Source organism: Paenibacillus radicis (ex Gao et al. 2016), from assembly GCF_014641555.1.
Taxonomy (GTDB): Bacteria; Bacillota; Bacilli; order Paenibacillales; family Paenibacillaceae; genus Pristimantibacillus; species Pristimantibacillus radicis.
Genome location: NZ_BMHY01000004.1, coordinates 438,035 through 461,675, shown reverse-complemented (window position 1 = coordinate 461,675; position 23,641 = coordinate 438,035). Strand labels below are relative to the sequence as shown.

Annotated in this window: 24 protein-coding genes; 22 read left to right on the top strand and 2 right to left on the bottom strand. The window is 46.2% G+C overall.

Annotated features, from left to right (window positions below; all coding sequences use genetic code 11):
- The first annotated feature begins 9 nt into the window (after positions 1–9).
- From IEX98_RS13745 to IEX98_RS13735, 3 genes are all read left to right on the top strand, one after another.
- On the top strand, positions 10–282 hold the full coding sequence (locus tag IEX98_RS13745) for a DUF2277 domain-containing protein (RefSeq protein WP_188889750.1): 273 nt from the start codon (positions 10–12) through the stop codon (positions 280–282).
- 182 nt (positions 283–464) lie between these two features.
- Positions 465–1,697: an MFS transporter gene (locus IEX98_RS13740; RefSeq protein ID WP_188889749.1), complete on the top strand. Its 1,233-nt coding sequence runs from the start codon at positions 465–467 to the stop codon at positions 1,695–1,697.
- 244 nt (positions 1,698–1,941) lie between these two features.
- Positions 1,942–2,877 carry an alpha/beta hydrolase gene (locus IEX98_RS13735; RefSeq protein WP_188889748.1) on the top strand — a complete coding sequence of 312 codons (936 nt, stop codon included), beginning with the start codon at positions 1,942–1,944 and terminating at the stop codon, positions 2,875–2,877.
- Positions 2,878–3,239: 362 nt separating this feature from the next.
- Here IEX98_RS13735 and IEX98_RS13730 read toward each other — a convergent pair whose 3' ends face one another.
- Positions 3,240–3,896: an NADPH-dependent F420 reductase gene (locus IEX98_RS13730; protein WP_188889747.1), complete on the bottom strand. Its 657-nt coding sequence runs from the start codon at positions 3,894–3,896 to the stop codon at positions 3,240–3,242.
- A gap of 146 nt (positions 3,897–4,042) precedes the next feature.
- On the opposite strand from IEX98_RS13730, the gene IEX98_RS13725 reads away from it, so the two are divergent.
- From IEX98_RS13725 to IEX98_RS13635, 19 genes are all read left to right on the top strand, one after another.
- The gene (locus IEX98_RS13725) at positions 4,043–4,633 is read left to right on the top strand and encodes a TetR/AcrR family transcriptional regulator (protein ID WP_188889746.1); all 591 of its coding nucleotides are present in this window, start codon (positions 4,043–4,045) and stop codon (positions 4,631–4,633) included.
- Positions 4,634–4,722: 89 nt separating this feature from the next.
- Positions 4,723–5,889 (top strand): MFS transporter, encoded by a 1,167-nt coding sequence (locus IEX98_RS13720; protein ID WP_188889745.1) that lies wholly within the window; start codon positions 4,723–4,725, stop codon positions 5,887–5,889.
- Between the two features lie 571 nt (positions 5,890–6,460).
- On the top strand, positions 6,461–7,477 hold the full coding sequence (locus IEX98_RS13715) for a LacI family DNA-binding transcriptional regulator (protein WP_188889744.1): 1,017 nt from the start codon (positions 6,461–6,463) through the stop codon (positions 7,475–7,477).
- Positions 7,478–7,492: 15 nt separating this feature from the next.
- Positions 7,493–8,419: a ribokinase gene (gene rbsK / locus IEX98_RS13710; RefSeq protein WP_188889743.1), complete on the top strand. Its 927-nt coding sequence runs from the start codon at positions 7,493–7,495 to the stop codon at positions 8,417–8,419.
- Between the two features lie 135 nt (positions 8,420–8,554).
- The gene (locus IEX98_RS13705; protein WP_188889742.1) at positions 8,555–10,066 is read left to right on the top strand and encodes a sugar ABC transporter ATP-binding protein; all 1,512 of its coding nucleotides are present in this window, start codon (positions 8,555–8,557) and stop codon (positions 10,064–10,066) included.
- Positions 10,063–11,025: an ABC transporter permease gene (locus tag IEX98_RS13700; RefSeq protein ID WP_188889741.1), complete on the top strand. Its 963-nt coding sequence runs from the start codon at positions 10,063–10,065 to the stop codon at positions 11,023–11,025. The genes IEX98_RS13705 and IEX98_RS13700 overlap by 4 nt, the downstream gene beginning before the upstream one ends.
- The gene (locus tag IEX98_RS13695) at positions 11,022–11,960 is read left to right on the top strand and encodes an ABC transporter permease (protein WP_188889740.1); all 939 of its coding nucleotides are present in this window, start codon (positions 11,022–11,024) and stop codon (positions 11,958–11,960) included. Before IEX98_RS13700 ends, IEX98_RS13695 begins: the two co-directional genes overlap by 4 nt.
- Positions 11,961–11,965: 5 nt before the next feature.
- Positions 11,966–13,003 carry an autoinducer 2 ABC transporter substrate-binding protein gene (locus IEX98_RS13690; protein WP_188889739.1) on the top strand — a complete coding sequence of 346 codons (1,038 nt, stop codon included), beginning with the start codon at positions 11,966–11,968 and terminating at the stop codon, positions 13,001–13,003.
- Between the two features lie 27 nt (positions 13,004–13,030).
- The gene (locus IEX98_RS13685; protein ID WP_188889738.1) at positions 13,031–13,540 is read left to right on the top strand and encodes an ureidoglycolate lyase; all 510 of its coding nucleotides are present in this window, start codon (positions 13,031–13,033) and stop codon (positions 13,538–13,540) included.
- A gap of 94 nt (positions 13,541–13,634) precedes the next feature.
- Positions 13,635–14,945 (top strand): M20 family metallopeptidase, encoded by a 1,311-nt coding sequence (locus IEX98_RS13680; RefSeq protein WP_188889737.1) that lies wholly within the window; start codon positions 13,635–13,637, stop codon positions 14,943–14,945.
- A gap of 74 nt (positions 14,946–15,019) precedes the next feature.
- A complete protein-coding gene (locus IEX98_RS13675; protein WP_188889736.1) occupies positions 15,020–15,751 on the top strand; it encodes a glutamine amidotransferase in 732 nt (243 codons plus the stop codon).
- Positions 15,752–15,891: 140 nt separating this feature from the next.
- Positions 15,892–17,433, top strand: coding sequence for a spore germination protein (locus IEX98_RS13670; protein ID WP_188889735.1), 1,542 nt, complete (start codon positions 15,892–15,894; stop codon positions 17,431–17,433).
- Between the two features lie 30 nt (positions 17,434–17,463).
- Positions 17,464–18,684 carry a Ger(x)C family spore germination protein gene (locus tag IEX98_RS13665; RefSeq protein WP_188889734.1) on the top strand — a complete coding sequence of 407 codons (1,221 nt, stop codon included), beginning with the start codon at positions 17,464–17,466 and terminating at the stop codon, positions 18,682–18,684.
- 36 nt (positions 18,685–18,720) lie between these two features.
- Positions 18,721–19,821, top strand: a complete 1,101-nt coding sequence (locus tag IEX98_RS13660) for a GerAB/ArcD/ProY family transporter (protein ID WP_188889733.1) — start codon at positions 18,721–18,723, stop codon at positions 19,819–19,821.
- Positions 19,822–19,845: 24 nt separating this feature from the next.
- A complete protein-coding gene (locus IEX98_RS13655) occupies positions 19,846–20,001 on the top strand; it encodes a hypothetical protein (RefSeq protein ID WP_188889732.1) in 156 nt (51 codons plus the stop codon).
- A gap of 152 nt (positions 20,002–20,153) precedes the next feature.
- The gene (locus tag IEX98_RS13650; protein ID WP_188889731.1) at positions 20,154–20,633 is read left to right on the top strand and encodes a carboxymuconolactone decarboxylase family protein; all 480 of its coding nucleotides are present in this window, start codon (positions 20,154–20,156) and stop codon (positions 20,631–20,633) included.
- Between the two features lie 247 nt (positions 20,634–20,880).
- Positions 20,881–21,420, top strand: coding sequence for a hypothetical protein (locus IEX98_RS13645; RefSeq protein ID WP_188889730.1), 540 nt, complete (start codon positions 20,881–20,883; stop codon positions 21,418–21,420).
- An 87-nt stretch (positions 21,421–21,507) separates the two neighbouring features.
- A complete protein-coding gene (locus tag IEX98_RS13640) occupies positions 21,508–21,738 on the top strand; it encodes a hypothetical protein (protein ID WP_188889729.1) in 231 nt (76 codons plus the stop codon).
- A gap of 256 nt (positions 21,739–21,994) precedes the next feature.
- Positions 21,995–22,546: an MFS transporter gene (locus IEX98_RS13635; protein ID WP_374705346.1), complete on the top strand. Its 552-nt coding sequence runs from the start codon at positions 21,995–21,997 to the stop codon at positions 22,544–22,546.
- Between the two features lie 301 nt (positions 22,547–22,847).
- Here the strand turns inward: IEX98_RS13635 and IEX98_RS13630 are convergent, their stop codons facing one another.
- Positions 22,848–23,633 (bottom strand): inositol monophosphatase family protein, encoded by a 786-nt coding sequence (locus IEX98_RS13630; RefSeq protein ID WP_188889728.1) that lies wholly within the window; start codon positions 23,631–23,633, stop codon positions 22,848–22,850.
- Positions 23,634–23,641 lie beyond the last annotated feature (8 nt).

Genomic DNA, 23,641 nt, shown 5'->3' with positions numbered 1-23,641 from the left:
GAATAAGCGATGTGCCGAAACATTAAGACACTATATAACTTTGATCCTCCAGCAACCGAAGACGAAATTCAAGCCGCTGCCTTGCAGTTCGTAAGAAAGCTCTCCGGCTATAATTCTCCTTCTAAGGCGAATGAAGAAGCATTTCATCAGGCAATAGATGAGGTGGCGCAAGCCGCCCGCAAGCTGATGGATACACTTGTCACGAATGCTGAGCCGCGAAACCGCGAAGTCGAGCTTGAACGCGCACGGGCGCGAAATGCGCAACGATTCGGAAGCAATTAGGCCTTAAGCTGCTAAAAAAGAACGTACCGCACTCATCGTCTTGAACGATGTGCAGCCGGATACGTTCTTTTTTTGCGCGATAATGCTTGACAACGATTTCAATTAGAATGAAAACCAAGCGTTAATGGACAGATTAACGGGGTAGTGCATTTTTTCGGATGAGGAAAGAGGATCAGCACCCCATGCATGAGAAAAAGAAACGCGATTTAGCAGCGCTTGCTTCGATTCCATTAATTATGACGCTTGCGAACTCCATGCTTATTCCCGTACTTCCGCTTATGCAGAAAAAATTAGGCATCACTTCTGTCATGTCCAGTTTGATTATTACGGTATACGCTGCTGTATCGATTGTATGTATCCCTATAGCCGGGTATCTGTCAGACCGATTTGGTCGGAAGCTGATCATTGTAGTTGGTTTGTCCATTGCGGCTGCTGGCGGCGTTGTATCTGGACTGTCCGCATGGTTTCTAGAGCATCAGATGGCGTATGCGGGCATTCTGGCGGGTCGATTCATACAGGGGATTGGCGCGGCAGGCGCTTTCCCGATCGTATTGCCGCTCGTGGGGGATATGTTCAAAAGCGAAGAAGAGGTGAGCAACGGCCTTGGCATGATTGAAACTTCCAACACTTTTGGCAAAGTGCTTAGTCCGATTCTCGGCTCTGCGCTAACGCTTATCGTGTGGTTTCTCCCGCTAGCCGTTATTCCAATTATTTGCGTGTTATCGATTATCGCCGTAGCGGTGTATGTGAATGCTCCGAAAAAAACCAGTGAGCAGCCGAAAGTCACGTTAAAGGAATTCGTTCAAGGCATTAAGGCGATATTAGCTAAAGAGGGCTGGCTTTACGCGATATTCGCGATTGGCGGCTTGGCGATGTACTTAATGTTTGGATTTCTCTATTACTTGTCTTCCGTTCTGGAGGACCATTACAACATCGAAGGCATTTGGAAAGGGGTATTGCTGGCGATCCCGCTTAGCGCAATATGCCTCGCTTCGTTTATAACGGGCAAAGTTGTCGGCGTCAGTAAAGCGAGGATGAAATGGTTCACGGTCGCCGGTACGGCGATTACGACTGCAAGCATGGCCACCTACGCAGTGTTCCCGTCGAAAGGACTGTTTTTCCTCATTCTGCTGTTGTCGATTGCCGGTGCCGGCATGGGGCTCATTCTGCCTTGTCTGGACGCTTTAATCACGGAGGGAATTGAGAAGAAGCAGCGGGGCACAATCACCTCGATCTACAGCAGCATGCGTTTTATCGGTGTGGCGGCAGGACCGCTAATTTCTTCTCTGATGCTGAAGAAGGAAAATCTGTTGTTTTATATTTTTGCAGCGGTGGGATTGGTTTGTCTCGGTGTCGCATTGTTCGCCATAAGGACCGGGAAGAAGAAATTCGAGAGGGTCAAGCCTCTGTTCTGATTGACGTCAACCAGAATGAACAATAAAGCCGTGGTGCAGCCACGGTTTTTCTTATTGCCTAGATCGCATATTGCAAGCTATATTTTCACAAAATGCCTTAATGGAGTCTTAAGTTTGTGAATCCCTTGCTTCAGAAAGTTAAGACGTCGTTAATGCTCCGTTAACCGTGATCTAAAACCAGCTTGCTACAATGAGGTAGACAGATGGGAAGACAAAATGCGGAACATAAGAAAGGGATACAACTATGAAAAAATGGATAAAGGTAATCGCTATTCTACTTGCAATAATCATTCTTTTTCTAGCCACTGTATTTGTTGTAAACGTCATTTGCAATAAGATCGAGAAGGGGAAAATACAGTCCTATGGCCAGCTTGTCCCTGTAGACGGGAAAAACATGAATGTTCTCATTCAAGGTTCGGGTGAAGAGACTGTCGTGCTGCTGCCGGGATTTGGAACAGGGGCTCCAGCCATTGACTTTAAGCCGCTGATAGAGGAACTGTCCCCGTACTACAAAGTTGTCGCGATTGAGCCTTTTGGCTATGGGTTAAGCGATGATACAGATAAAGAACGCACCGTGGAGAATATCGTTAATGAAACGCATGAAGCGTTGCAGAAATTGAATATTGACCGCTACATCCTGATGGGTCACTCCATTGCAGGCATTTACGGACTCGATTATGTGAACAAATATGAGAATGAAGTGACGGCCTTTGCCGGGATCGACAGTAGTGTGCCAACACAAGGCGGCAACGATGAGCCTTTTCCATCGGGCATGTATAAACAACTCAAGCTATCGGGATTTTACCGCTTGATAATGAAATTAGCTCCCGATCAGCTAGTTGCACCTGATGTTGATGATGCAGCCAGAGAGCAGATCCGAATCATTTCGCTGAAAAATTCGTTTAATGCGAGCATTTTGAGTGAAGGTGAACACTTTGGCCCTAACTTTAAAGCGACTGAAAAATTAACGTTTCCGAAAAACCTGCCTTTAATCTTCTTCTTGCAAGCGAATGATTCGGAGACGGAAGGATGGATCCCGTTGCATGAAGAGCAAATCAAAAACTCGGTGCATGGCAAAGTAATGACCTTTGATGGCGATCACTATTTGCACCATACCCGTTCCAAAGAAATCGCCGAGAACTTCAGAAGCTTTATGGAAGAGATTAAATCCGGTCAATAAGTGCATTGCATCAACAAAGCAAGGAAGCCAAAGCTCATCCGCAGATGATGCTTTGGCTTCCTTGTTGTTCATTTATGAAAATCCTCGCAGCCAACAGGGCTAACGCTATTGGAATATGTACAATGAACAACATCTGAATTTTGATTCACTTCTTCTTTTTGAAAACACCTAATAAGACTGCAAAAATAATGACAACGATTATGAAACCGCTCAACAATATCACCCCTCTTTGGGATTATAGCATGAACTGCGCAGGCTGAAAATTGAAGATCATAAGTGCAAAGAAGCCAAAGCTCATCCGTAGATGATGCTTTGGCTTGCAAGTTGTTAAACGGTGCGAAGGGGTGAATATCTGCTGTCATTTAAGCTTTAAAATCTTCGCTGCGAACAGAACTAGCATCGGCTAACGCTTGGCGAAGAGAGTCAGCTCTATGCTCCCGGTAGCTGGGGGTTCCAGGCTGCTGTCGCCAGGATTCATCCAGTCCGCCTGCGTCTATTGCATCAAAACCAAGCTCCTCGATGAGCTGAAGCACGATTTTTTTAGCGTTCGGATCGTCACCGGCAACCGGCAGAGCAATGCGATCGGGTGAACCGGCTGGAAGGCCGCGTTCAAGTAAGTTTAGAGCGGTTATACCATTGAAAGCTTTGTTGACGGGACGCTTCAAGTGCTGCTCGACCCAGCGGCTTTCCGGCAAGCCGGCCTCAATCTCAGCAATTAAACCGTCGCGTTGACGGGGATAATAGTTGCCGGTATCAACGAAAACAGCACCTGGTGCCGTGTGATCGAAGATGCCTTCAGGAAGATCAGGAATATTCTTTTGCGGAATCGTGACAATGACAAGTTCTGCTCCACGCGCTACTTCGTTAACCCCAAGAGGCTTGGCGCCAGTCTCGGCAGCTAGCTCCGTCAGTGTATGAGGTCCGCGTGAATTGGCAATGGTGACATCATGGCCGAGCTTGGTAAGACGTCGAGCGAGATTACCGCCGATATTTCCTGTACCAATAATTGCGATTTGCATGATTTCCTACTTCCTCTCCCGGTTTAATTTGGTATTAACCTCTCAACTGTAACAGAGAACAGAATGACTGTAAACAACTTCTTGACTGAACGTTACAAATTGCATATACTACAATTTATCGATAGTAGGTAAGGAGGGAAGTAGTCGTGACCAGAAGCGGAAGACCACGAGAATTCAAAGATACGACTGTTATCGATGCGGCAATGGATGCCTTTTGGATGAACGGATACGAAGGGTGCTCGACTGAGGATCTGTGCAAGCAGACAGGTCTTGGGAAAGGCAGTTTGTATAATGCGTTTGGCAGCAAGCATGAGCTGTACGGACAGGTGCTCCAGCGGTACCATGAGGAAGGGATACGAGAACAAAGCGCCATTTTACAGAATACGTTACCTCTGAAAGAAAGGCTGCGCGGGCTATTGGAGTGGGGAATCAACGAGGATTTCTCGGAATCCGGGCGCAGAGGCTGCCTGCTCATTAATGCGGCGATGGAAAGGGCGCGAGTTGATCCTATGGTCGAGCAGATCATGACAAGGCATATCGAAATACTGGAGGAGGAGCTCTGCCGGCAGATTGAGCGAGGCTGCGAGAACGGAGAGATTACTTCAGGGCGGCCGGTAAAGGAACTGGCAAGCTTGTTTCTCAGCAGCTATTACGGGCTTCGTGTACTTAACAGCTCCTCGCAGAACCGAGAATTGGCCAAATCCATTGTGGAAGGCACATTATCCGCTATTTATTAGCCGGGAAAACCGGCAATTTTTTCTCGTTAATTTTGTACTGATTATTACAATATTAAAGAATGATTAATTTTATGAAAAGAGGAACTGAAATGCCTTTAGCTATTTATGTACTTGGTTTGACTATTTTTTGTATGACCACTTCAGAATTTATGGTCGCCGGAATGATGAATACACTAGCGGAGCAATTTGGCGTGCCAGTGTCAGCAGTAGGTTATCTGATCAGCGCCTTTTCGGCTGGAATGGTTGTGGGCGGACCTATATTGACTGCTGCTCTGCTGAATACGCCGAGAAAAAAAGCGTTTATTGCACTCAGCGTAGTTTTTCTCGTCGGGCAGTTGCTTGGAGCAATAGCCAATAGCTATGAAGTCATGATGGTCTCGCGCATCATAACCGGCGTTGCATCCTCGGCAGCATTTGGCGTATCCATCTCGATCTCCGCCTCCCTTGTGAAAGAAAATGAGCGCGGGAGGGCGGTGTCGATTATTTTCGGAGGGCTTATGATCGCGACCGTTCTTGGCACACCGGCTGCAACGTGGGCGGCTGATGCTTATGGCTGGCGTTTTAGTTTCTGGGCGGTTGCTGTTCTTGTTTTGCTTTCCGGTATAACCGCGTTGCGTCTGATCCCGTCATTGGCCAAACCGGAGCCTACAAGGCTGAGGCATGAAATGACCGCCTTCCGCAATCGTAAGCTCTGGGCAGCTTATCTGACCAGTTTTCTTATTATCGGGGCAACCTTTGCGGCTTTTAGTTATTTCGCTCCGATCTTTACCGATTTGACCGGATTTTCAGCCGCCTCCATTCCGATTCTGTTCGTTGTGTATGGAGCGGCAACCGTTATAGGGAATCTAATAACCGGCAGGCTGGCTGACCGTTATACGATGCAGCTGCTAGCTGCAGGGCTGATCGTGTTGTCTATTGCACTTTTGGCTTTCGCTATAGGCGTACATGAACCTCTGATTGTTATCCCTGCTGTTATCGTTATTGGTCTTGCGGGGGTTCCTATGAACCCGCCAATGGTGGCAAGGGTTATTCGGACAGGAGGGAGCGGTCTTATGATCAATACGGTTCATACCGCGATCGTAACCTTTGGTGTTGTCGTTGGCTCTTCGGTTGGCGGACTGGCAATCAGCGCCGGTTATGGACTGGCCGCACCGATCTGGGTAGGCGTTGTTCTTGCCTTGGCAGGTGTGCTTTCATTGCTGCCTTATATGATGGGGGGAATATCCCGCAGAGAGATAGCTGATATGGAAGGATAAGTTTCAGGTATTATGGTCGAATCAATGAAAAGCAAACTTGTTAAAAGCTGTGGTGAAATCAGGAGGAGCAACCTGGTTTCACCACAGCTTTTTCACGTCTATCAGAAGCTGATTTGATACATTTTGCGTAAACGGTTTCGCAACATTTTTACTTGGAAGTGGAATGCTATAAAGGCAAATTTTCAACTTCATATGCATTGAAATTAGATCGAAAGCAGACAGAGAAGTTCAAATTGCATTTTTACCCAATGTAAGATTAGACTAAAAATTTTCTGAAAAACCCTCGTTTGTGTCATTATAGATAACATATAATTGAGCAATAACAGCGGAATAAATTAAATACCATCCACACATGTAACATATACACGTAATGTATACAAAATGTAAACGTTTTATTTTCTAATTTTCGAAAAAACCTATTGTAATCTGATTTGGCATGTACTAATATAAAACTAGAAATTGCGTAAACGGTTTCGCACAGAACCAATCCGATAGAAATTATTACCATGGACGATGAATAAACTAACTTTGCGAAAACGTTATGACAATATCATAAGGAATGGGGGTAGCTATGTTTAACAAGGAAATCACCATTAAAGACGTAGCCAAGCACGCCAACGTGTCTGTAGCTACTGTATCCCGCGTGATGAACGGACGGGATCGAGTAAGTGATGCAACCCGGAAGAAAATATTAAAGATTATCGATGAGTTGAATTTTGTACCGAATACGATGGCAGCCTCTATGGTTAATAAAAAAACCAAAATGCTATCCGTCGTTGTACCGGAAATTCAGAATCCCTTCTATACTGCGGTTATTGGGGGGATGGTGGAGGTAGCCAAGAAAGAAGGATTTTTCACTCTAGTGGTTGCCACGAATGGTGATGAAGCGGAAGAGGACGAGTTTTTCGACAGCTTTCTGGGGAAAAATGTAGACGGCATGATTTTAATCGGGACACATAAGGATGCCGAGTTTTACCGGAATATCCGCAAGCCTACGATTTTGGTCGACCGTTATATTAATGATTGCGGCCACGATGGCGTCTTAATTGATAACTTTCGCGGTGCATACGAAGCAACCAGGCATTTTGTGGAATATGGACATGAACGCATTGCTATTATTGACGGGGAGCATGATTTTAACGACGGCAAGGATCGCTACTGGGGCTATCATCAAGCGATGCATGAGGGCGGCCTGACACCTGACCCCAACTATCATAAGCAGGGGAATTGGCTGGAGGAGGATGGTTACCGGTTCACGATGGAGCTTATGCGCTCCGAGCAGCCGCCAACCGCCATATTCGCGGCAAACAATGTGATCTGCACCGGCGCGATCAAAGCGATCCGTGATTTGAACCTCCGTATTGGAGAGGATATTTCATTAATTGGCTTTGACGACAATGAGCTTGCTCAGTTTGTGCAGCCGCGCGTAACAGTTGTCAGCAGACCAACCCGAGAAATGGGACTTCAAGCGGCAGAAATGCTCATCCAGAAAATTAAAGGAGAGCCTTCAGAGCAGACCAAGCTGAAGAAAGTGATCCTGGATGTTGAATTGATGAAATACGGCTCAGTTAAAAGGCTGAACAAGTAATACGGGGGGAGACCTATGGCAAAGATCTTGGTAGTGGGCAGCATGAATATGGATATTGTCACTCAGGTTGAACGTCACCCGGTTCCCGGTGAAACGATACAAGGCAACGAGACCCGCTTCTTCATAGGCGGCAAGGGAGCGAATCAGGCGGTTGCAGCCTCTCGCTCCGGCGCATCGGTAGCTATGGCTGGAGGACTGGGCTTGGATTCCTTCGGCGCGGACATCCGCAAGCAATTAACGGAGGATGGAATTGATCTTAATTGCGTGATAGAGAAGCAGGCCATGACGGGGATCGCATTAATAACCATTGATCAGTCGGGCGAGAACAACATTATTTTATCAGCGGGCGCGAATGGCAAATATGGGGAGGACGAGGTGGATACACTAGATCTAACCGGATTCGACGTCATCCTGCTGCAAAATGAAATCGCCCAGGCCGCAAATCAAAGGGTGCTTGATAAAGCCGCGGCTGCCAATATCCCGGTATTTCTGAATCCCGCTCCGATTGCCGGATTTGACCACACTCAATTGAGCAAGGTCAGCTTCCTCATTCTGAATGAGGTTGAAGCGGAGGAATTGAGCGGTACCCGGATAGACGGAATAAGCCAAGCGTTGAAGGCAGGGAAGCAATTGCTGGAGGCTGGTCTTCCTCATCTTATTATCACTTTGGGCAGTAAAGGCTCACTCTATTTGGACCAAGCTGGAACTGAAATCGAGATGCCTGCATTTACAGTGGATGCCGTGGATACAACAGCGGCTGGAGACACTTTCATCGGGGCATTTGCTGCAAAATATATCGCGGGAGACACATTGGAGGAAAGTCTGCGGTATGCCACAGCAGCTTCAGCACTTGCCGTATCGGCTGCCGGTGCTCAGAGCTCGATTCCAACAGAGGATCAAGTACATGAATTTCTTCAGCGTATAAAACCAATAGATCAATAACATTATAATTTGCAAAATGTGATAGGAGGAATTCTGAAAGGAATTCCTGCATACCAAGACTTTGACGATTTAACGCTTAGTCTTGTTAAAGTTACCCAAAATTCAGTCTGATGCAGGTGAATGGGAGGTCAAACGATGACGCATCCGGTATTGACGATGGAAGGAATCAGCAAGGAGTTTCCAGGTGTGAAAGCGTTGTCCAATGTTGGATTTGAGCTGTATCCAGGTGAGGTTCACGCACTAATGGGGGAAAACGGAGCAGGTAAATCGACGCTAATGAAGGTGCTGTCAGGTGTCTATTCGCCGACGCAAGGGAAGATCCGGCTGAAGGATCAGGAAGTGACGTTCCGCAACCCGCTGGATGCTCAGCGTCAGGGAGTATCGATCATCCATCAGGAATTCAACTTATTTTCTAATTTATCCGCTGCGGAAAACATCTTTATCGACCGGCCTGAGATGAAGGACCGGTTCGGACGGATACGCTGGTCCAAAATGTATGAAGAGGCGCAGCGTCTGGTCGATTCGATCGGCGGCGGTGAGATCGATGTCCGCAAGGAGGTCCGGCATCTCGGGGTCCATAGCCAGCAAGTCATCGAGATTGCCAAAGCGCTGTCCTTTCAGGCAGATGTACTCATTATGGATGAGCCTTCCGCGGCGCTGCCGGAAAACGAAGTGAAGAAAATGTTTGATGTCGTTAATCGACTGAGGGCGCAAGGTGTAGCCATTGTGTATGTTTCCCACCGTATGAAGGAAATATTTGAAATTGCGGACAAGGTAACGGTGCTGCGCGACGGAGCTAAGATCGATACCCGAATGATCGGAGAGGTTACGGAGCAGAGCTTAATTCAAATGATGGTCGGCAAAGCGGTTGGCCAACTGTACCCGGTAAGAGAACAACAGCAGGATCAAGAAGTGGTGCTGCAGGTCAAAGAACTGTCGCTTGATTCTACGCACCGGGTCTCGTTCGAATTGCGAAGAGGAGAGATTCTAGGCTTGTTCGGCGTTCCGGGTTCAGGTACGCATACGATTGCTGAGCGCCTGTTCGGGCTTAAACGGGGAACTGGTGCAATCAGCATTCATGGTGCAGCTGTAAAAATAAATAGCCCTAGTGAAGCTAAAGCCAAGAAGATTGCTTATGTGCCTCCCGATCGTCACCGTCAGGGCATCATAAAACCGATGTCGATTCGGCAAAACCTGTCGATTCCCATTCTGCCCCAGCTTTCAAAGGGCTTGGTGCTTGACGAGGCGCGGATTAAGCAAATGAGCGGAGAATATATGGAGAAGCTGCGGATTAAAGCGCCAAGTGACGGGCAAAGTGTAGACTTTCTGAGCGGCGGCAATCAGCAGAAGGTAGTGATCGGTAAATGGCTTGCGGCACATCCGGATATTCTAATTCTGGAAGAACCGACCCGGGGTGTTGATGTCGGGGCGAAGGCAGAAATTTACAGCATTATTGATCAACTGGCCCAAGAAGGACTAAGCATTCTGCTCATATCTTCGGAAATGCCTGAGGTTATTGGGCTAAGCGATCGTATCTTGGTGCTGTATAAAGGCGAGATTGTGCATGAATTCGCACATGGCGAAGCGGACCAGGAGCAGCTGCTGCAGAGAGCTTCACACCCGCTCATAGAAGGAGGCACCTTATGAAACGCATATTAAATGTGCATGAAGCGCCTATTATCCTGTTTACGATTATTGTTACGCTGCTCTTTGCGGTCATTTCTCCCGATTTTCTGCAATTCGATAATATTAAGCTGATTCTGGATCAGAACATCTCCATGTTTATCGTGGCGATCGGGATGACGATGGTCATCCTGCTGGGAGGCATGGATTTATCGGTCGGCTCTGTTCTAGCTGTAACGGCAACCTCAGTCGGACTGTTTCTCAGTCATGGCATCCATCCCTGGATTGCAGCGGCAATGGGGATAGGCATCGGGGTACTGTGCGGAGTGGTAAACGGCTATTTCATCGCTGTGCGGAAAATTCCGGATATCATTGTGACCTTGGCCACGATGTACATTTTCAGAGGCATTGCGGTAGGGATCAGCGGAGGAACCTGGATGACGAACTTTCCGGCGGACTTCCGATTTTTCGGACAAGGTAATCTGCTAGGCCTATCATTTCCGCTGCTTACAGCCATCATTCTTATTGCGGTCTTTATCTATCTATTGAAATTCACCCGGCCAGGCAGAAGAATCTACGCGATCGGCGGGAACAATTCCGCAGCCAAGCTCGCTGGCATCAGCGTAGCGAAATCCAAGTTTATGGTCTATGTATTAACGGGACTGCTGGTCGGGGTTGCCTCAGTTATTTTCGCATCGAAAGTAGGCAGCGTACAAGCCTCGACAGCCGGCAACAGCTTATCCTTTGAAGTGATGGCGGCCGTTCTGATCGGCGGGGGAAGCATATTTGGCGGTGTTGGCACGATAGCCGGAACGATGCTTGGCGTACTCTTTATGGGCATCATTAAAAACGGGCTGATTATATCTAAGGTCTCTCCGTTCTGGGTAGATGCCGCCACCGGTTTTCTGATTATTCTGGCAATTGTCATTAATACACTGCAGCGTATTCGTCAAAACAAAGGAAAAGAGGAGGATTTAGTATGAGTGCATGGACTATCTCGCTCCGAGTGAATAAGTTGCTCGTTCAACTCATTCTGCTATTCGTTATTCTCGTCCTGTTCAGCTTCTTGTCTCCCTATTTCCTATCCGTCTCTAACTTTATGAATGTATTGAACCAAATGGTTGAGGTGGGGCTGATCGCGATCCCGATGACGATGATCATCATATCCGGCGCAATGGATCTCTCGGTCGGCTCAATCCTGGCTTTCTCCGCTGTCTGCATGGGCGTTGCATTCGAGCACGGCATGAACATATGGGTCAGTATGATCATCGGACTGCTTGCAGGTTTGTTATGCGGGGCCGTTAACGGTTATCTCATCGCGAGACACAGGATGCAAGCGATTGTCGTCACCATTGGGATGCTGGTCATGCTGCGAGGCCTTGTCTACGTTATTAATCAGGGGAGGCCGGTCAGCGGATTTCCGGACGCCTTCTATTTCATGGGTCAACAGTATATCGGCGGTATCCCGGTTAATGCGATATTCTTGGTCATCATGTTCCTCATCGCCAGCTTCGTCATGAAGAAAACAAGATTCAGCACGTATGTGTACGGGATTGGCAATAATGAAAAGGTCGTCCGTTATTCCGGCATTTCGGTTGTACGCATCCGATTCCTGCTCTTTATGCTTAGCGGATTGTTTTCGGCCTTAGCGGGTGTATTCCTGGTGTCTCGTCTAGCAAGCGCGGAGGCGACATCGGGTACCAATATAGAGCTGGATGTTATAACAGCTACTTTAATAGGAGGCACACATATTTTTGGAGGGAGGGGGAGTCTTTCAGGTACCTTTGTCGGGTTGCTCATCATCGTGTTCTTGCGTAATGGTTTGAATTTGTTAGGCGTATCCGTGCTTTACCAGGCAGTTATATTAGGGGCGCTGCTTCTGCTTGCTGTAGGAAACAAAAAATTCAACGGAGTGTGAGACCTATGAGAAAAATGGCATTGGCAGTATTGACGGGTGTATTGGCTTTGAGTTTGGCAGCTTGCGGAACAAAAGACAACAATCCAACGAATGCTGGAAGCGGTACGAATCAAGGCGGCAGTGCTTCCGGTACAAGAACCTATTTCATGAATCCGAAGTCTATTGGACCTGCTTACTGGGCAGCCGCAGAAAAGGGAGCCAAAAAGGCAGAAGCGGATTTAAAGGTCAAAGTGCTGTTTAACGCGCCGACAGAAGCGGATTCTTCCAAACAAATTAATATGATCCAAGATATGCTCACACGCAAAGTGAACGGAATTGGCGTATCGCCTAATGATGCGAAAGCGGTCGGACCTGTATTCAAAAAAGCGGCCGGTCAAGGCGTCAATATTGTGACCTGGGATAGCGACGCGCCAGAAACCGACCGTCAATATTATGTAGCGCCGGCTACAGACCAAGAGGTCGGAGAACTGCTGGCCAAAACCATCGGAGATGAAATTGGCGGCAAGGGACAGGTTGCATTCATGGTTGCCGGTCTAGGCTCTCAGAATCAGATTGCCAAATCCGATGCGGCGAAAGCTTATTTTGCAGCGAACTACCCGGATATTGAAGTCGTTACGACGGTAGCCAGTGACGATGATCAGCAAAAGGCGTATGCCAATGCACAAAACCTGATTCAAACTTACCCTGAGTTGAAAGGCATTGTCGGATTTGCAGGCGGCGAACCGCCAGCGGCAGCAGAGGTTGTAGAGCAAGCGGTTAAGGCAGGCACCTTGAAGAAAAATCAAATTGCTATTACAGGCATTGCCGTTCCAAGCGTTGTGAAAAACTATATTAAAAACGGCACGATCAAAACAGATATTATTTGGGACCCAGGCAAGCTGGCGTATGTAACGGTCTATATTCTGGATCAGCTGGCTCAAGGCAAAGAGATTAAAGACGGCACAGAGATTCCGAATGTAGGAACAATCAAGGTTGACGGACAAAATGTATTTATTGGAACGCTACAAGTTACTAGTGAAAATGTGGACAGCTTTGATTTCTAATCATCCTTATACGAGGAGGCAGCTTTAATGGAGCATAACGTGCAAATCGAAGATTTGACGGCGCAGGCCTTTGCGCCCTATGGCAAAGTCATAGATCTGCCGGCAGTTGACCCTTCCAAATCCGGAGACGGGTGGGATTGCTGGAGCTATATTCAAATGCTGGACGTATCGGAGCCAATCGGTTTTGGGCTGGTCGTAACGAAGCAGCGTGAATTCGTTGTAACGGCAATGGAACGGCATGTCAGCCGCGAGGAATTGCTTCTTACCTTTGACCGCGAGCTTGTTCAGCCAGTAGCGGAATGCATAGATATTGAGAATCCGGAAGAACGTCCTGACCCTGCCACCGTCAAGTGCTTCAGAATCAAACCCGGACAAGCTATCGTAATCAACCGCGGTGTCTGGCATAGCCCGGCATATCCGGCGGCAGAAGATGCCCGCTATCTGTTCGGCATTGAGAAGAAGAAAGATAAGTTTGGCGATGAAATGATTAATCCATGGGTTGATTTCATAGCCGGTCATACCATTCGATTCAAATAAGCGAGCAGGCAACGCTCCTGATCCTTTTAGATTATAGCAATCCTATTTCATTCTTCGGATACAGGAGCATGCCGCTTAAAAAGGAGCAACTACGATGAGCCAAGAAAAACAAGTAATGGAATGGATTGAGAGTCATCAAGATGAAATTATTCAATTTCTACAGCAGCTCATTCAAATTCCGAGCATTAATCCTTGGTTCTTTGACGAGCCGGCGCCATCCAAAGAGAAGGAACTCCAGGAATTTATCGCCAGCAGGCTGGAAGGCTTAGGTGCAGACATCGAGCTTTGGGAGCCAGTAGCAGATGACTTGAAGCAATATGAAGGCATGGCCGGTTATTATCCCGGAAGAGACTTTACTGGCAGACCTAATCTGGCAGCGACGTTTGGCAAAGATACGGAAGGCAAGTCCCTATTATTGTTCGGTCATATCGATGTTGTCATGGCCGGCTCGAAATGGACAGTTGACCCGTTCGAGGGAAAAATCATCGATGGCAAAATGTACGGCCGGGGCACCGTCGATATGAAAGGCGGCGTTGCCGCGATGATCATGGCCGTCGAAGCTATTCTTCGCAGCGGCTTTAAGCTCAAAGGTCCGGTCGTCGTCGGAACCGTTGTCGATGAAGAAGCCGGGGGTATGGGGGCGCTTGACTTTATTCACCATGGTTATCGGGCGGATGCTTGTATTTTGACAGAGCCAACCTCGCTGACGATCGCCCCGCTTTGCAGAGGAATCTTGTGGGGGAAAATTAAAATTCAAGGCCGCAGCGGCCATATTGAAATGCCGCAAGCGGATTGGAAGAATGGCGGTGCAGTCGATGCGATTAAAAAAGCGAGATATATTTTGGAGCAGTTGGACCGCTTGAACGAAGAATGGGCAATTAACAAAACACATCCTTACCTTTCTATCCCTTGTCAGGTACATGTAGCTCAATTGAATGCCGGGGAATACCCGACTTCCTTTGCCAATGAGGCTGAAATTGTATTTAATGCACAATACTTGCCTTCAGAACGTGATGAGAAGCTCGTGGGCGGCAATGTGAAAAAGGAATTAACTGAATTTCTGCGCCAAGCAGCGGAATCAGACCCATGGTTAAGCGAGCATATGCCAGAAATCGAATGGATGGTAGACGCAGATTGCGCAGAGACGCCGGTGTCGCATCCTTTTGTCCAAACTTGCGTGCAATCGTTGAAGGGCATTGGAGAAGAAGGCAAAATCGAAGGACTTGGCTTCCATACCGATATGGGATGGCCTGTGAATGTAGGAATTCCGACTATTAACTTTGGACCTGGCGATCCAAGCCTTGCCCATCATAGCGATGAATTTACGCCTGTCGCTGAAGTGATTCAAGCGGTTAAGATGATTGCCAAAACGATTGTGGACTGGTGTGAAATTGAAGAAGCGTAAGCATTAAGCCGTAAACATTGAAAGAGCTGGTCCTTGCGGCCGTAGATATAAAAAAACACGGAGGTGCCAAACCGATGAAAATTTTATTTGTTGGAGAATCCTGGGTTGTGCATATGATTCATACGAAAGGCTATGACAGCTTTACCTCGACCAAATATGAGGAGGGAGCGACTTATTTGCTGTCCTGTCTGCGTGAGCAGGGGATTGACGTCACCTATATGCCTGCGCATGAGGTGCAAGTTCGCTTCCCTCAATCACTAGAAGAGCTGAAAGCCTACGATGCTATTGTACTCAGCGATGTAGGCGCGAATACGTTCCTGCTCCAAAATCCAACCTTCTATCAAATGCAAATCATTCCGAATGCCCTTGAGCTAATGAAGCAGTATGTCGCTGAAGGAGGAGGCATGCTGATGGTTGGCGGCTATCTGACCTTCATGGGTATCGAAGGAAAAGCGAATTATAAAAATACCGTTTTGGCCGATGTACTGCCCGTTGTCATGGCGGATAATGATGATCGCGTAGAGATGCCAAGCGGCTTCTCGCCAGTGGTATCGCAGTCTCATCCATTAGTGAATGACTTGGGAGAATGGCCAAGGCTGCTAGGCTATAACAAGCTGTCGGCCAAACCTGATGCTGAAGAGCTGCTCAGCCATGGCGGCGATGCGATTCTGACGGTTGGAACCTATGGGCAAGGAAAGACGGCGGCATTCGCAAGTGATTGTTCTCCGCACTGGGGATCGCTAGCGTTCATGAATTGGGAGCATTACACAGCGTTCTGGTCTAATCTTATTAAATATTTGAAATAAGAGTCAAGAATGGAATAGCGCCTGTCAGCCTCGAGCTGGCAGGCGCTATTGTTATAACCAGGGCAAAAAGCGTATAGCGTAAAAGTAAAATGATCATACTATTCGAAACTACAGTTACCCAAATAAAGGAATGAATCCGAATGGTACAAAAAATACAGCTGGAACATAATTACGATTATATTCTGAGCGGCAATGTGACCGAGGATTTAAACCAGTTTAAAACCATATTTGATAACTGTATCGATATCAAATTTCGTGAATTTGATATTCATGGCGCCAGGAAAGGCGCCCTTGTCTTTTTAAGCGGAATGGTCAATATGCAAACGATCGACTTCGAAATTATGAAACCATTGATTGAATCCGATGAACGATTATTTCAGGAATCCGCCGCCGAGCTGAATGACTCTGACATTCAAAATATCATTGAAAATAGACTTCTATTTTCTTCACAGCTGAGCTGGTTCGAGGATTTTCCAGACATTATTGAGCATGTCTTATCAGGAAACGTGGCTTTCCTGTTAGATGGATTACAGCAAGTACTAGTGATCAATGCAAAGGATTGGGAAAAACGGACCGTTGAAGAACCGGCAACCGAAGCGGTCATACGTGGTCCGCGTGAAGGCTTTCAAGAAACGATAAGCACAAATATTAGTCTCATTCGCAGAAGGCTAAAAACACCGCAGCTCAAGATGGAAGACATGAAAGTAGGCCGGCTTTCCAATACTCAGATCGTCATTACCTATTTGGAAGGAATCGTTGATACAAAATTAGTAGATGAAGTGAAGAATAGAATCGGAAAGATTAAAATTGATGCCATTCTGGAAAGCGGTTATGTTGAAGAATTAATTGAAGACAATTCCTTTTCGCTATTTCCGCAAGTATTAATCACCGAGCGGCCGGACCGGGTGGTCGGCAATTTATTAGAAGGCAAAGTCGGCATCATTATTGATAATACGCCTTTTGTGATCATCGTGCCGGGCACTTTTTTTCAATTGCTGCAATCCCCAGAAGACTACTATCAACGGTATTTCGTCGCTTCCGCGATTCGTATGCTGCGTTTTTTTGCAGTTCTATTCTCACTGCTGCTGCCCTCCCTATATATTGCGTTAACGACCTACCATCAGGAAATGATACCTACCATGCTCTTAATAAGTATTGCGGCCTCACGCGAAACCGTTCCTTTTCCTGCTTTTATCGAGGCACTGGTCATGGAAATTGCCTTTGAGAGCTTAAGGGAAGCAGGCGTACGCCTTCCACGTCCTGTAGGGCAAGCTGTCAGTATCGTAGGCGGTTTGGTTATTGGCCAAGCTGCAGTAGAAGCAGGTATTGTGTCATCGCCGCTCGTTATCGTCGTCTCCATGACGGGTATCGCCTCATTCATATTTCCAAGCTTCCAGCTCGGACTGGCTTTCCGTTTGCTTCGTTTCCCGATGATGATCGCAGCTGCCACCTTTGGTCTCTATGGCATCTTAATGATGCTGTTGCTGCTGCTGATTCATGTGCTGCGTCTGAAGTCCTTCGGCGTACCTTATCTGACACCAATGGCTCCGTTGCGTATTAGCGGTCTTAAAGATGTAATCGTTCGTGCAAGCTGGCTTAAGCAATCAACGCACACAGGAGAGTTGAAATCTCAACGACATCAGAATCCGTTTAACCGCCTTCGTCAGAGACAAAACAAATAATTTGGTTTGCATCAGAAAAGGAAGGTTTCGATGAGAAAACAAGTGATCCTGTTCCTTACTATCTTTGTATTCATGTACATGCTTACAGGCTGCTGGAGCCGAGTGGAGTTAAATGATATCGCCATCGTTACAGCTGCAGCTCTGGATCTAGTGGATGATCAAAAAATCCAACTAGGTGTACAAGTGATGAAGACGAAAATGACGAAAGGTACAGCCGGCAGAGGGGAGTCGAGCGACAATACGACGTTAATATTTTCCGAGCAAGGGGATTCTGTCATGGACGCCTACCGGAAAATTCAGAAGAAAATACCGCGCAATCTTATTTTCTCGCATAATCGGATCGTTATCATCGGGGAAAAATTAGCACGCTCAGGAATAACGCCTGTTATTGAATTTTTCTCGAGATACCGGGATGTTCGGGGGAATAGTTATTTGTTGACTACGAAGGGGAAGGCGTTTGATCTGTTAAACGTGGGTCCTAACTTTGAAAAGTTTTCGGCAGAGGAGATTAGAGAAGAGCAAAAAGCCAGGGTGATAGACAGCGCAACGATTAGAGATTTTACTTACCGGCTGCTGGAGGAAGGGATCGAGCCGATCACGTCCCAACTGCAAATGATTCCCGCGGGTGAAAAGAGTACTGAAGATTCTAATTCCGAAAAGAAGAACAAAAATAATGAGTTGGCCCTAGGACTTGTTGGCGTCGGTGTCTATCGGAAGGATCGTTTGATCGGGTGGATGAACGCCCAAGATGCAGAGACCTTATTATGGCTGCGAAATAAAATGAAGGACTCCGTCATCACCGTCATGATTCCTGACGAAAATAAGCTGTTCGGCAAATTAAGCGTCCAACTTATGAAATCGAAAGCGACGATTAAATCCAAAGTAGAAAATGAACAGGTGCAATTTCAAGTGAACATCGAAATGACCGGTGATTTATATGAGAATACAACGAAATTAAGTACGAATAGCAGCAATAACTTGCATACGGTTCAACAGCTGCTGGAGGAAGAGGTCGAAAGACGAATTCGGTCAACGGTTCAAAAGTCAAAAAACAAATTCAAAACAGACATTATCGGGTTTGGAAGCAAGCTTCATCGGCAAAACAATAAGGAATGGAATGAAAAATATTCAGACCGTTGGGATGAAAAATTTCCGGAGATTAAAGTGGATGTTACCGCGCATTTCAAGATTATCGGAACAGGCCGTATAAACGATTCGTTAATCTGGGAAGAAAAAGAAATGAAAAAGTAAGCCGTTAAAATTTGAACAAAGAATAGGAATCACGACATGGAAATCATTTCACGCCACCAGCTGCTCACGATATCGATTATTTATCAAATCGGGACGACCATCATATTTGGTTTTGCGTCAGGCGCTGGGAGAGACTCTTGGCTTGCTGTCTTGATCTCTACATGTTTAGGTACAGCAGTTGTATGGATATATACGAGAATTACGCACTTCAATCCAGGGCTGACCTATATTGAATGCTACCCGGCACAGTTCGGAAAGCTGCTGGGGACTCCCATCGCGTGGCTGCATCCGCTGTTGTTCCTGTATATTTCCGGGAGGATCGTTGCGGATATTAAAAACTTGGTGCCCACAACCATTTTGCCGGGCACTCCTCCGTGGGTTATTCTGCTGTTTTTTATGCTGGTTATCTCCTATGGACTTTTTGCCGGAATAGAGGTGATGGGGAAGCTGACCGAAATCATTTTACCCATCATTCTGTTGATCTATTTGATCGAAGTGATCTTGATCTTCAGCTCAGGAGTCGTACATTTCGATAACTTATCTCCATTGCTGGATAAGGGGTGGGGGCGTATATGGGAGGTTGTGTGGCCGCTAGGCATTATTCAATCATTTGGCGAGTCGCTTGCGCTGGCACTGGTCTGGACGTTGATGAACGAACGAAAGCGAGTAGGGCGAACGATGATTATTTCGTCGTTGTTTGCCGGCCTATTCATTGCATTCACGGATGCCTTGGCTGTTGCCGTATATGGAGAGGAAATATTTAAGCGAGCCACGTATCCGATGTATGCCTTGATACAAGCGATTTCCGTCAGTGATTTTATTACGCAGCTGGATGCTACAGGTGTTATCTATTTCTGCTTCATGGCTTTCCTGAAAACCTATATTTATCTGTTTGCGACAATCCGCAGCATTCAGAAACTGACCTATTCGAACAGCAGCCGTGTTTTCATATTTCCAGTCGTGCTTATTGCTCTATTCATGGGACTGACGATGGCGCCCAATGTGGTAGAGCATATTGCAGTAGTACAGAAAGTAATCCCGTACAATCCGATCTATTTATCATTAATGATCGTATTTCCGGTTTTATTGTTCTTGGTATCGTGGATTCGCAACAAATCCGGAACGGCGGCTAGTTAAAGGTGAGAGAATTGGAGGGTTCGTATGCGTGACTATATTTGGCCGTGGCAATCCAATGTGATGATGAAGCATCCGTGGGCGCTGCCGATTTTATTTCTGATATTAGCAGTCATCTTGTCATTTGTTACGTGGTTTAGGAGCAAGCATGCGCCTCAGGGACAGGGACAAGAGCAGCAGTAAGAGAAGCCGGAGCAGCAACAGCAGCAGGAGGGAAAATCCCGGGGAGGGCAAGAAGCTTCCGAGAATGAGAACGTAAATATGCTGTGATGTCACAGATTAAAGCCTCTTGTTGTCTATATAAGTGTTCAAATAAAATAACAGGAGGCACTACAATGACACAACGCATCAATTACATGGAGCAATCGCCTGAGCTGTTCAAAAAAATGCTGGATTTCAGCATGGCCGAGAACAAAGGGGCTATTGAAGCAAAAATTCTTCATCTGGTTCACATCCGTGCCTCGCAAATGAATGGCTGCGGATTCTGTCTGGATATGCACGTTAAGCAGGCTAAGATTCATGGCGAGAGCGAGCTTCGTCTCTATCACATTTCAATCTGGAGAGAATCGGAGTTGTTCACGCCACGGGAACGGGCTTCGCTGGCCTGGACGGAGGTTCTGACCAAGCTGCCAGAGCATGGCGTGCCGGATGAATTGTATGATCGTGTCCGCGGGCAGCTTTCTGAGAAAGAAATCTCCGATCTGACCTTCTCGATTATGGCGATCAATGCGTGGAATCGGATCAATGTCGCCTTCAAAACCGTACCAGGATCTGCAGACGCAGCCTATGGTTTGACGAAAGCTGGACTTAGCTAGGTTAATTGCCCAACAATAAGCGAGTGGAAATGAAACAATAGTTCATCTCACTTATCGATTCATTTTAAGAATAAAATAGGCCTTAGTCCGATAGCAAACACTTCTAAGGTGCGATGGGCAGTAATCGTACTTTAGAGGTGTTTTGCGTTGGTTGGGTTAAATATATTTACTTAAAACAAGAACATTCTAACTTCCCAAAGCGTCTGTATTAATATTCCAGTATCTTTATAGAGGAGGAAGCGTGACCGTGAAAAAATACATCCTTTGTTGTACGATATTATTAGCTGGATTATTAGCTGGTTGTTCAATGGAAAATAAAGTGCCCGATCCCGAACTACACACGGATGAAACGAACACTAAGGAAGTTAGGGAACTGGTGCCAATCGCTAACGAGATGTCAACCCCCAATTCAGTAGTTTCCTTGCCACTACCTACATATCTAGATGAGAATAAGTATGAGGGTGATGAGCTGGGGATAGTAAAGGCTCTGAATCATTATATGAAAGCGTGTTATGAAAAGGATTATGATGCTTTAAATGATCTGATGTCCAAAGGTACTGAAAAAATAACAACTGGGGGGTTTAAAAAGTATTTTATTAGCTTTGATAAATTAGACTTTTCCGTTAAGCCTGACCCAACGCCACCTGAAGGTACGAAGCCTGTGGTCGTAGAATTTAAAACAAAGATTTATGATCATAAAGAAGAGGTCGAAGAAGATAAACAATTGTTTTTATTTCGGTTAGAGGATGGCTTATGGAAATTTGTTGCAACAGCTGACTGGTGGTAAACATAGTAACAGGGAAAATTCAATAAATATTAAATATAAAGAGTAATTAAATTGATATATGTCCATAATCAATTTAGGAGGAATAAAATGGTAAACGGAATGAAGTTAATTGGTTTAGGAATATTGTGCGTTACTATAGCTGTGTACTTGAATACATCTGGCATAGTCAGTAATCAATATGAAGTTTATCTAGTTTTTGCGGGCATCATTTTGGGAGTTGCGGGATTCTTTATGAAAGATAATAAAGATACTTTAAACGAAGAAGAAAACAACGAAGAAGAAAACAACGAAGAAGAAAACGCGGAGAGTAATGAATAAGTGAGATTAAGAAGAAATCAAAAGAAAAGCGATCAAAGCAGAATGAATCAAAGAGCTCAAGAAGAATTGCTCATTTTCCTGATGACATTTTCACAAAACTCGTATTTTATACATATGTCTATAAATTCACTGCGGCTTACAATGTTACTAGTTCTTGTCTTGTCACCTTGTCACTCGACAACCGTTCAAAAACCATTTCGAAAACAATACTTTAATAAATATTGGGTGAATATTCAAATGAGATCGTTATACCACCATCAGACTGGGTGCGACCATCCTCGCCGTCGTCTTCGTCTGGATGCTTGCACATAATCTTCTCTACACCTACATCGCCCCCTACCTGCAGCAGATGCACATCGACCTGAGGCCCGATATCGCGCTTGTCGTCTTCGGCATCGCTGCGATAGGCGGTATTTGGATCACCGGTATGCTGGTCGACCGAATGCTCCGCCGCCTTACCCTTGCTAGCGTAGGCCTGTTCATCGTTGCCGGTGCGATCCTCATCGCAACACAGGGGGTCACTCCGCTTGCGATCCTAGCCATCATCTTGTGGGGGCTCGCCTTCGGAGGCTCGGCAACACAACTTCAAACCGCCACAGGACATGTTGCTGGAGAGAATGCTGACGCGGCTATATCTCTGGTCACCACATCCTTCAACCTAGCGATTTTCGCGGGCGGTGCAATCGGTGCGTTTCTCGTTGAAGGCACCGGAGCATGGACCCTCCCTTTAGCGATGATAATTCTCGCGTTCATAACACTAATCACCGTTGGCTTCGGTCGGCGTGCGGCGTTCCGGTCAGATCGTTAATCGGCGCAAGAGGAGACATCCCCGAGTATGTTTAGTCGAGGAACTTACCGCGAAACACCCCATCTTGAGATTTGAATGCAAAAAAAGATGGCGCGGAGCCATCCTTGATGCTACCATGCTATTCACCTGTGTATAGATGGATGTTCTTGTTGTGTGACCGGGGTTCAGATACATGGTTGAGTCGATTATTTTGATCTTGTGGCGTTGTATCAATATCTTTTTTAAATGCACTAGCAGATAAAAATCTGCTAGCGCATTTAAACAACACTTATTTTTTATAAGAAAATCGAAATGAAAACAATCAATTAGATTCCATTAATAATTGCAGTTCGTTATGAACCCATCCATTGGATGCAAGCACGCTTCCTTTTTCAACAATATTCATTTCATTTCCTTGAAGATCCGTCATCTTCCCGCCAGCTTCTTCAATTAATATTTTTCCCGCCGCAATATCCCAAGGTTGTAGTACACGCTCAAACATGCCATCCATTCGGCCAGCTGCAATATAGGCCAGGTCCATAGCGGCAGATCCGCTGCGTCTAATATCCTGACATGAAAGAAAAACCTTCTTAGATACGTTGAAGACCCAATCTGCATATTCATGATAATAAGGACTTGTCCCTATTGCGACTAGACTTCCTTTTAAACTATCAACATTGCTGACATGAATCTTGCTGCCGTTAAGAAATGCTCCTTTTCCTTTTGCAGCTGAGAAGAGTTCATCCGTATAGGGCTGATAAATAACTCCCGCTAGAACTTCTCTGTTTTTTACTAAAGCAAGAGAAATTACACTCATTCTTGTATCGTGGATTAAATTCGCAGTTCCATCAACGGGATCCAAAATCCAAACTGTTCCATCCAAGTCTAATTCAGAATTGTCCTTCTCTTCTCCCATAAACTGTATCAAAGGAAAACGCTCTGATAACTGTTCACATATAACAGTCTGTACCTGAAGATCTACCTCAGTAACGTAATCCACATCACCCTTTTGACGGATTGTAGATGCTTCCACTCCATTCTGCAACCATTTTCCTGCGTCTCGAGTTATTTTCTCCATCTCTATCCATACTGTCTCTAAGTTTTTCATTTATAGCA

Bases quoted from the DNA above. Each gene is read 5' to 3' on its own strand.
- IEX98_RS13670 (WP_188889735.1), top strand. From the start codon at position 15,892: ATGGTACAAAAAATACAGCTGGAACATAATTACGATTATATTCTGAGC.
- IEX98_RS13680 (WP_188889737.1), top strand. From the start codon at position 13,635: ATGAGCCAAGAAAAACAAGTAATGGAATGGATTGAGAGTCATCAAGAT.
- IEX98_RS13685 (WP_188889738.1), top strand. From the start codon at position 13,031: ATGGAGCATAACGTGCAAATCGAAGATTTGACGGCGCAGGCCTTTGCG.
- IEX98_RS13660 (WP_188889733.1), top strand. From the start codon at position 18,721: ATGGAAATCATTTCACGCCACCAGCTGCTCACGATATCGATTATTTAT.
- IEX98_RS13690 (WP_188889739.1), top strand. From the start codon at position 11,966: ATGAGAAAAATGGCATTGGCAGTATTGACGGGTGTATTGGCTTTGAGT.
- IEX98_RS13745 (WP_188889750.1), top strand. From the start codon at position 10: ATGTGCCGAAACATTAAGACACTATATAACTTTGATCCTCCAGCAACC.
- rbsK (WP_188889743.1), top strand. From the start codon at position 7,493: ATGGCAAAGATCTTGGTAGTGGGCAGCATGAATATGGATATTGTCACT.
- IEX98_RS13695 (WP_188889740.1), top strand. From the start codon at position 11,022: ATGAGTGCATGGACTATCTCGCTCCGAGTGAATAAGTTGCTCGTTCAA.
- IEX98_RS13655 (WP_188889732.1), top strand. From the start codon at position 19,846: ATGCGTGACTATATTTGGCCGTGGCAATCCAATGTGATGATGAAGCAT.
- IEX98_RS13630 (WP_188889728.1), bottom strand. From the start codon at position 23,633: ATGAAAAACTTAGAGACAGTATGGATAGAGATGGAGAAAATAACTCGA.
- IEX98_RS13735 (WP_188889748.1), top strand. From the start codon at position 1,942: ATGAAAAAATGGATAAAGGTAATCGCTATTCTACTTGCAATAATCATT.
- IEX98_RS13675 (WP_188889736.1), top strand. From the start codon at position 15,020: ATGAAAATTTTATTTGTTGGAGAATCCTGGGTTGTGCATATGATTCAT.
- IEX98_RS13720 (WP_188889745.1), top strand. From the start codon at position 4,723: ATGCCTTTAGCTATTTATGTACTTGGTTTGACTATTTTTTGTATGACC.
- IEX98_RS13640 (WP_188889729.1), top strand. From the start codon at position 21,508: ATGGTAAACGGAATGAAGTTAATTGGTTTAGGAATATTGTGCGTTACT.
- IEX98_RS13730 (WP_188889747.1), bottom strand. From the start codon at position 3,896: ATGCAAATCGCAATTATTGGTACAGGAAATATCGGCGGTAATCTCGCT.
- IEX98_RS13700 (WP_188889741.1), top strand. From the start codon at position 10,063: ATGAAACGCATATTAAATGTGCATGAAGCGCCTATTATCCTGTTTACG.
- IEX98_RS13740 (WP_188889749.1), top strand. From the start codon at position 465: ATGCATGAGAAAAAGAAACGCGATTTAGCAGCGCTTGCTTCGATTCCA.
- IEX98_RS13665 (WP_188889734.1), top strand. From the start codon at position 17,464: ATGAGAAAACAAGTGATCCTGTTCCTTACTATCTTTGTATTCATGTAC.
- IEX98_RS13715 (WP_188889744.1), top strand. From the start codon at position 6,461: ATGTTTAACAAGGAAATCACCATTAAAGACGTAGCCAAGCACGCCAAC.
- IEX98_RS13650 (WP_188889731.1), top strand. From the start codon at position 20,154: ATGACACAACGCATCAATTACATGGAGCAATCGCCTGAGCTGTTCAAA.
- IEX98_RS13705 (WP_188889742.1), top strand. From the start codon at position 8,555: ATGACGCATCCGGTATTGACGATGGAAGGAATCAGCAAGGAGTTTCCA.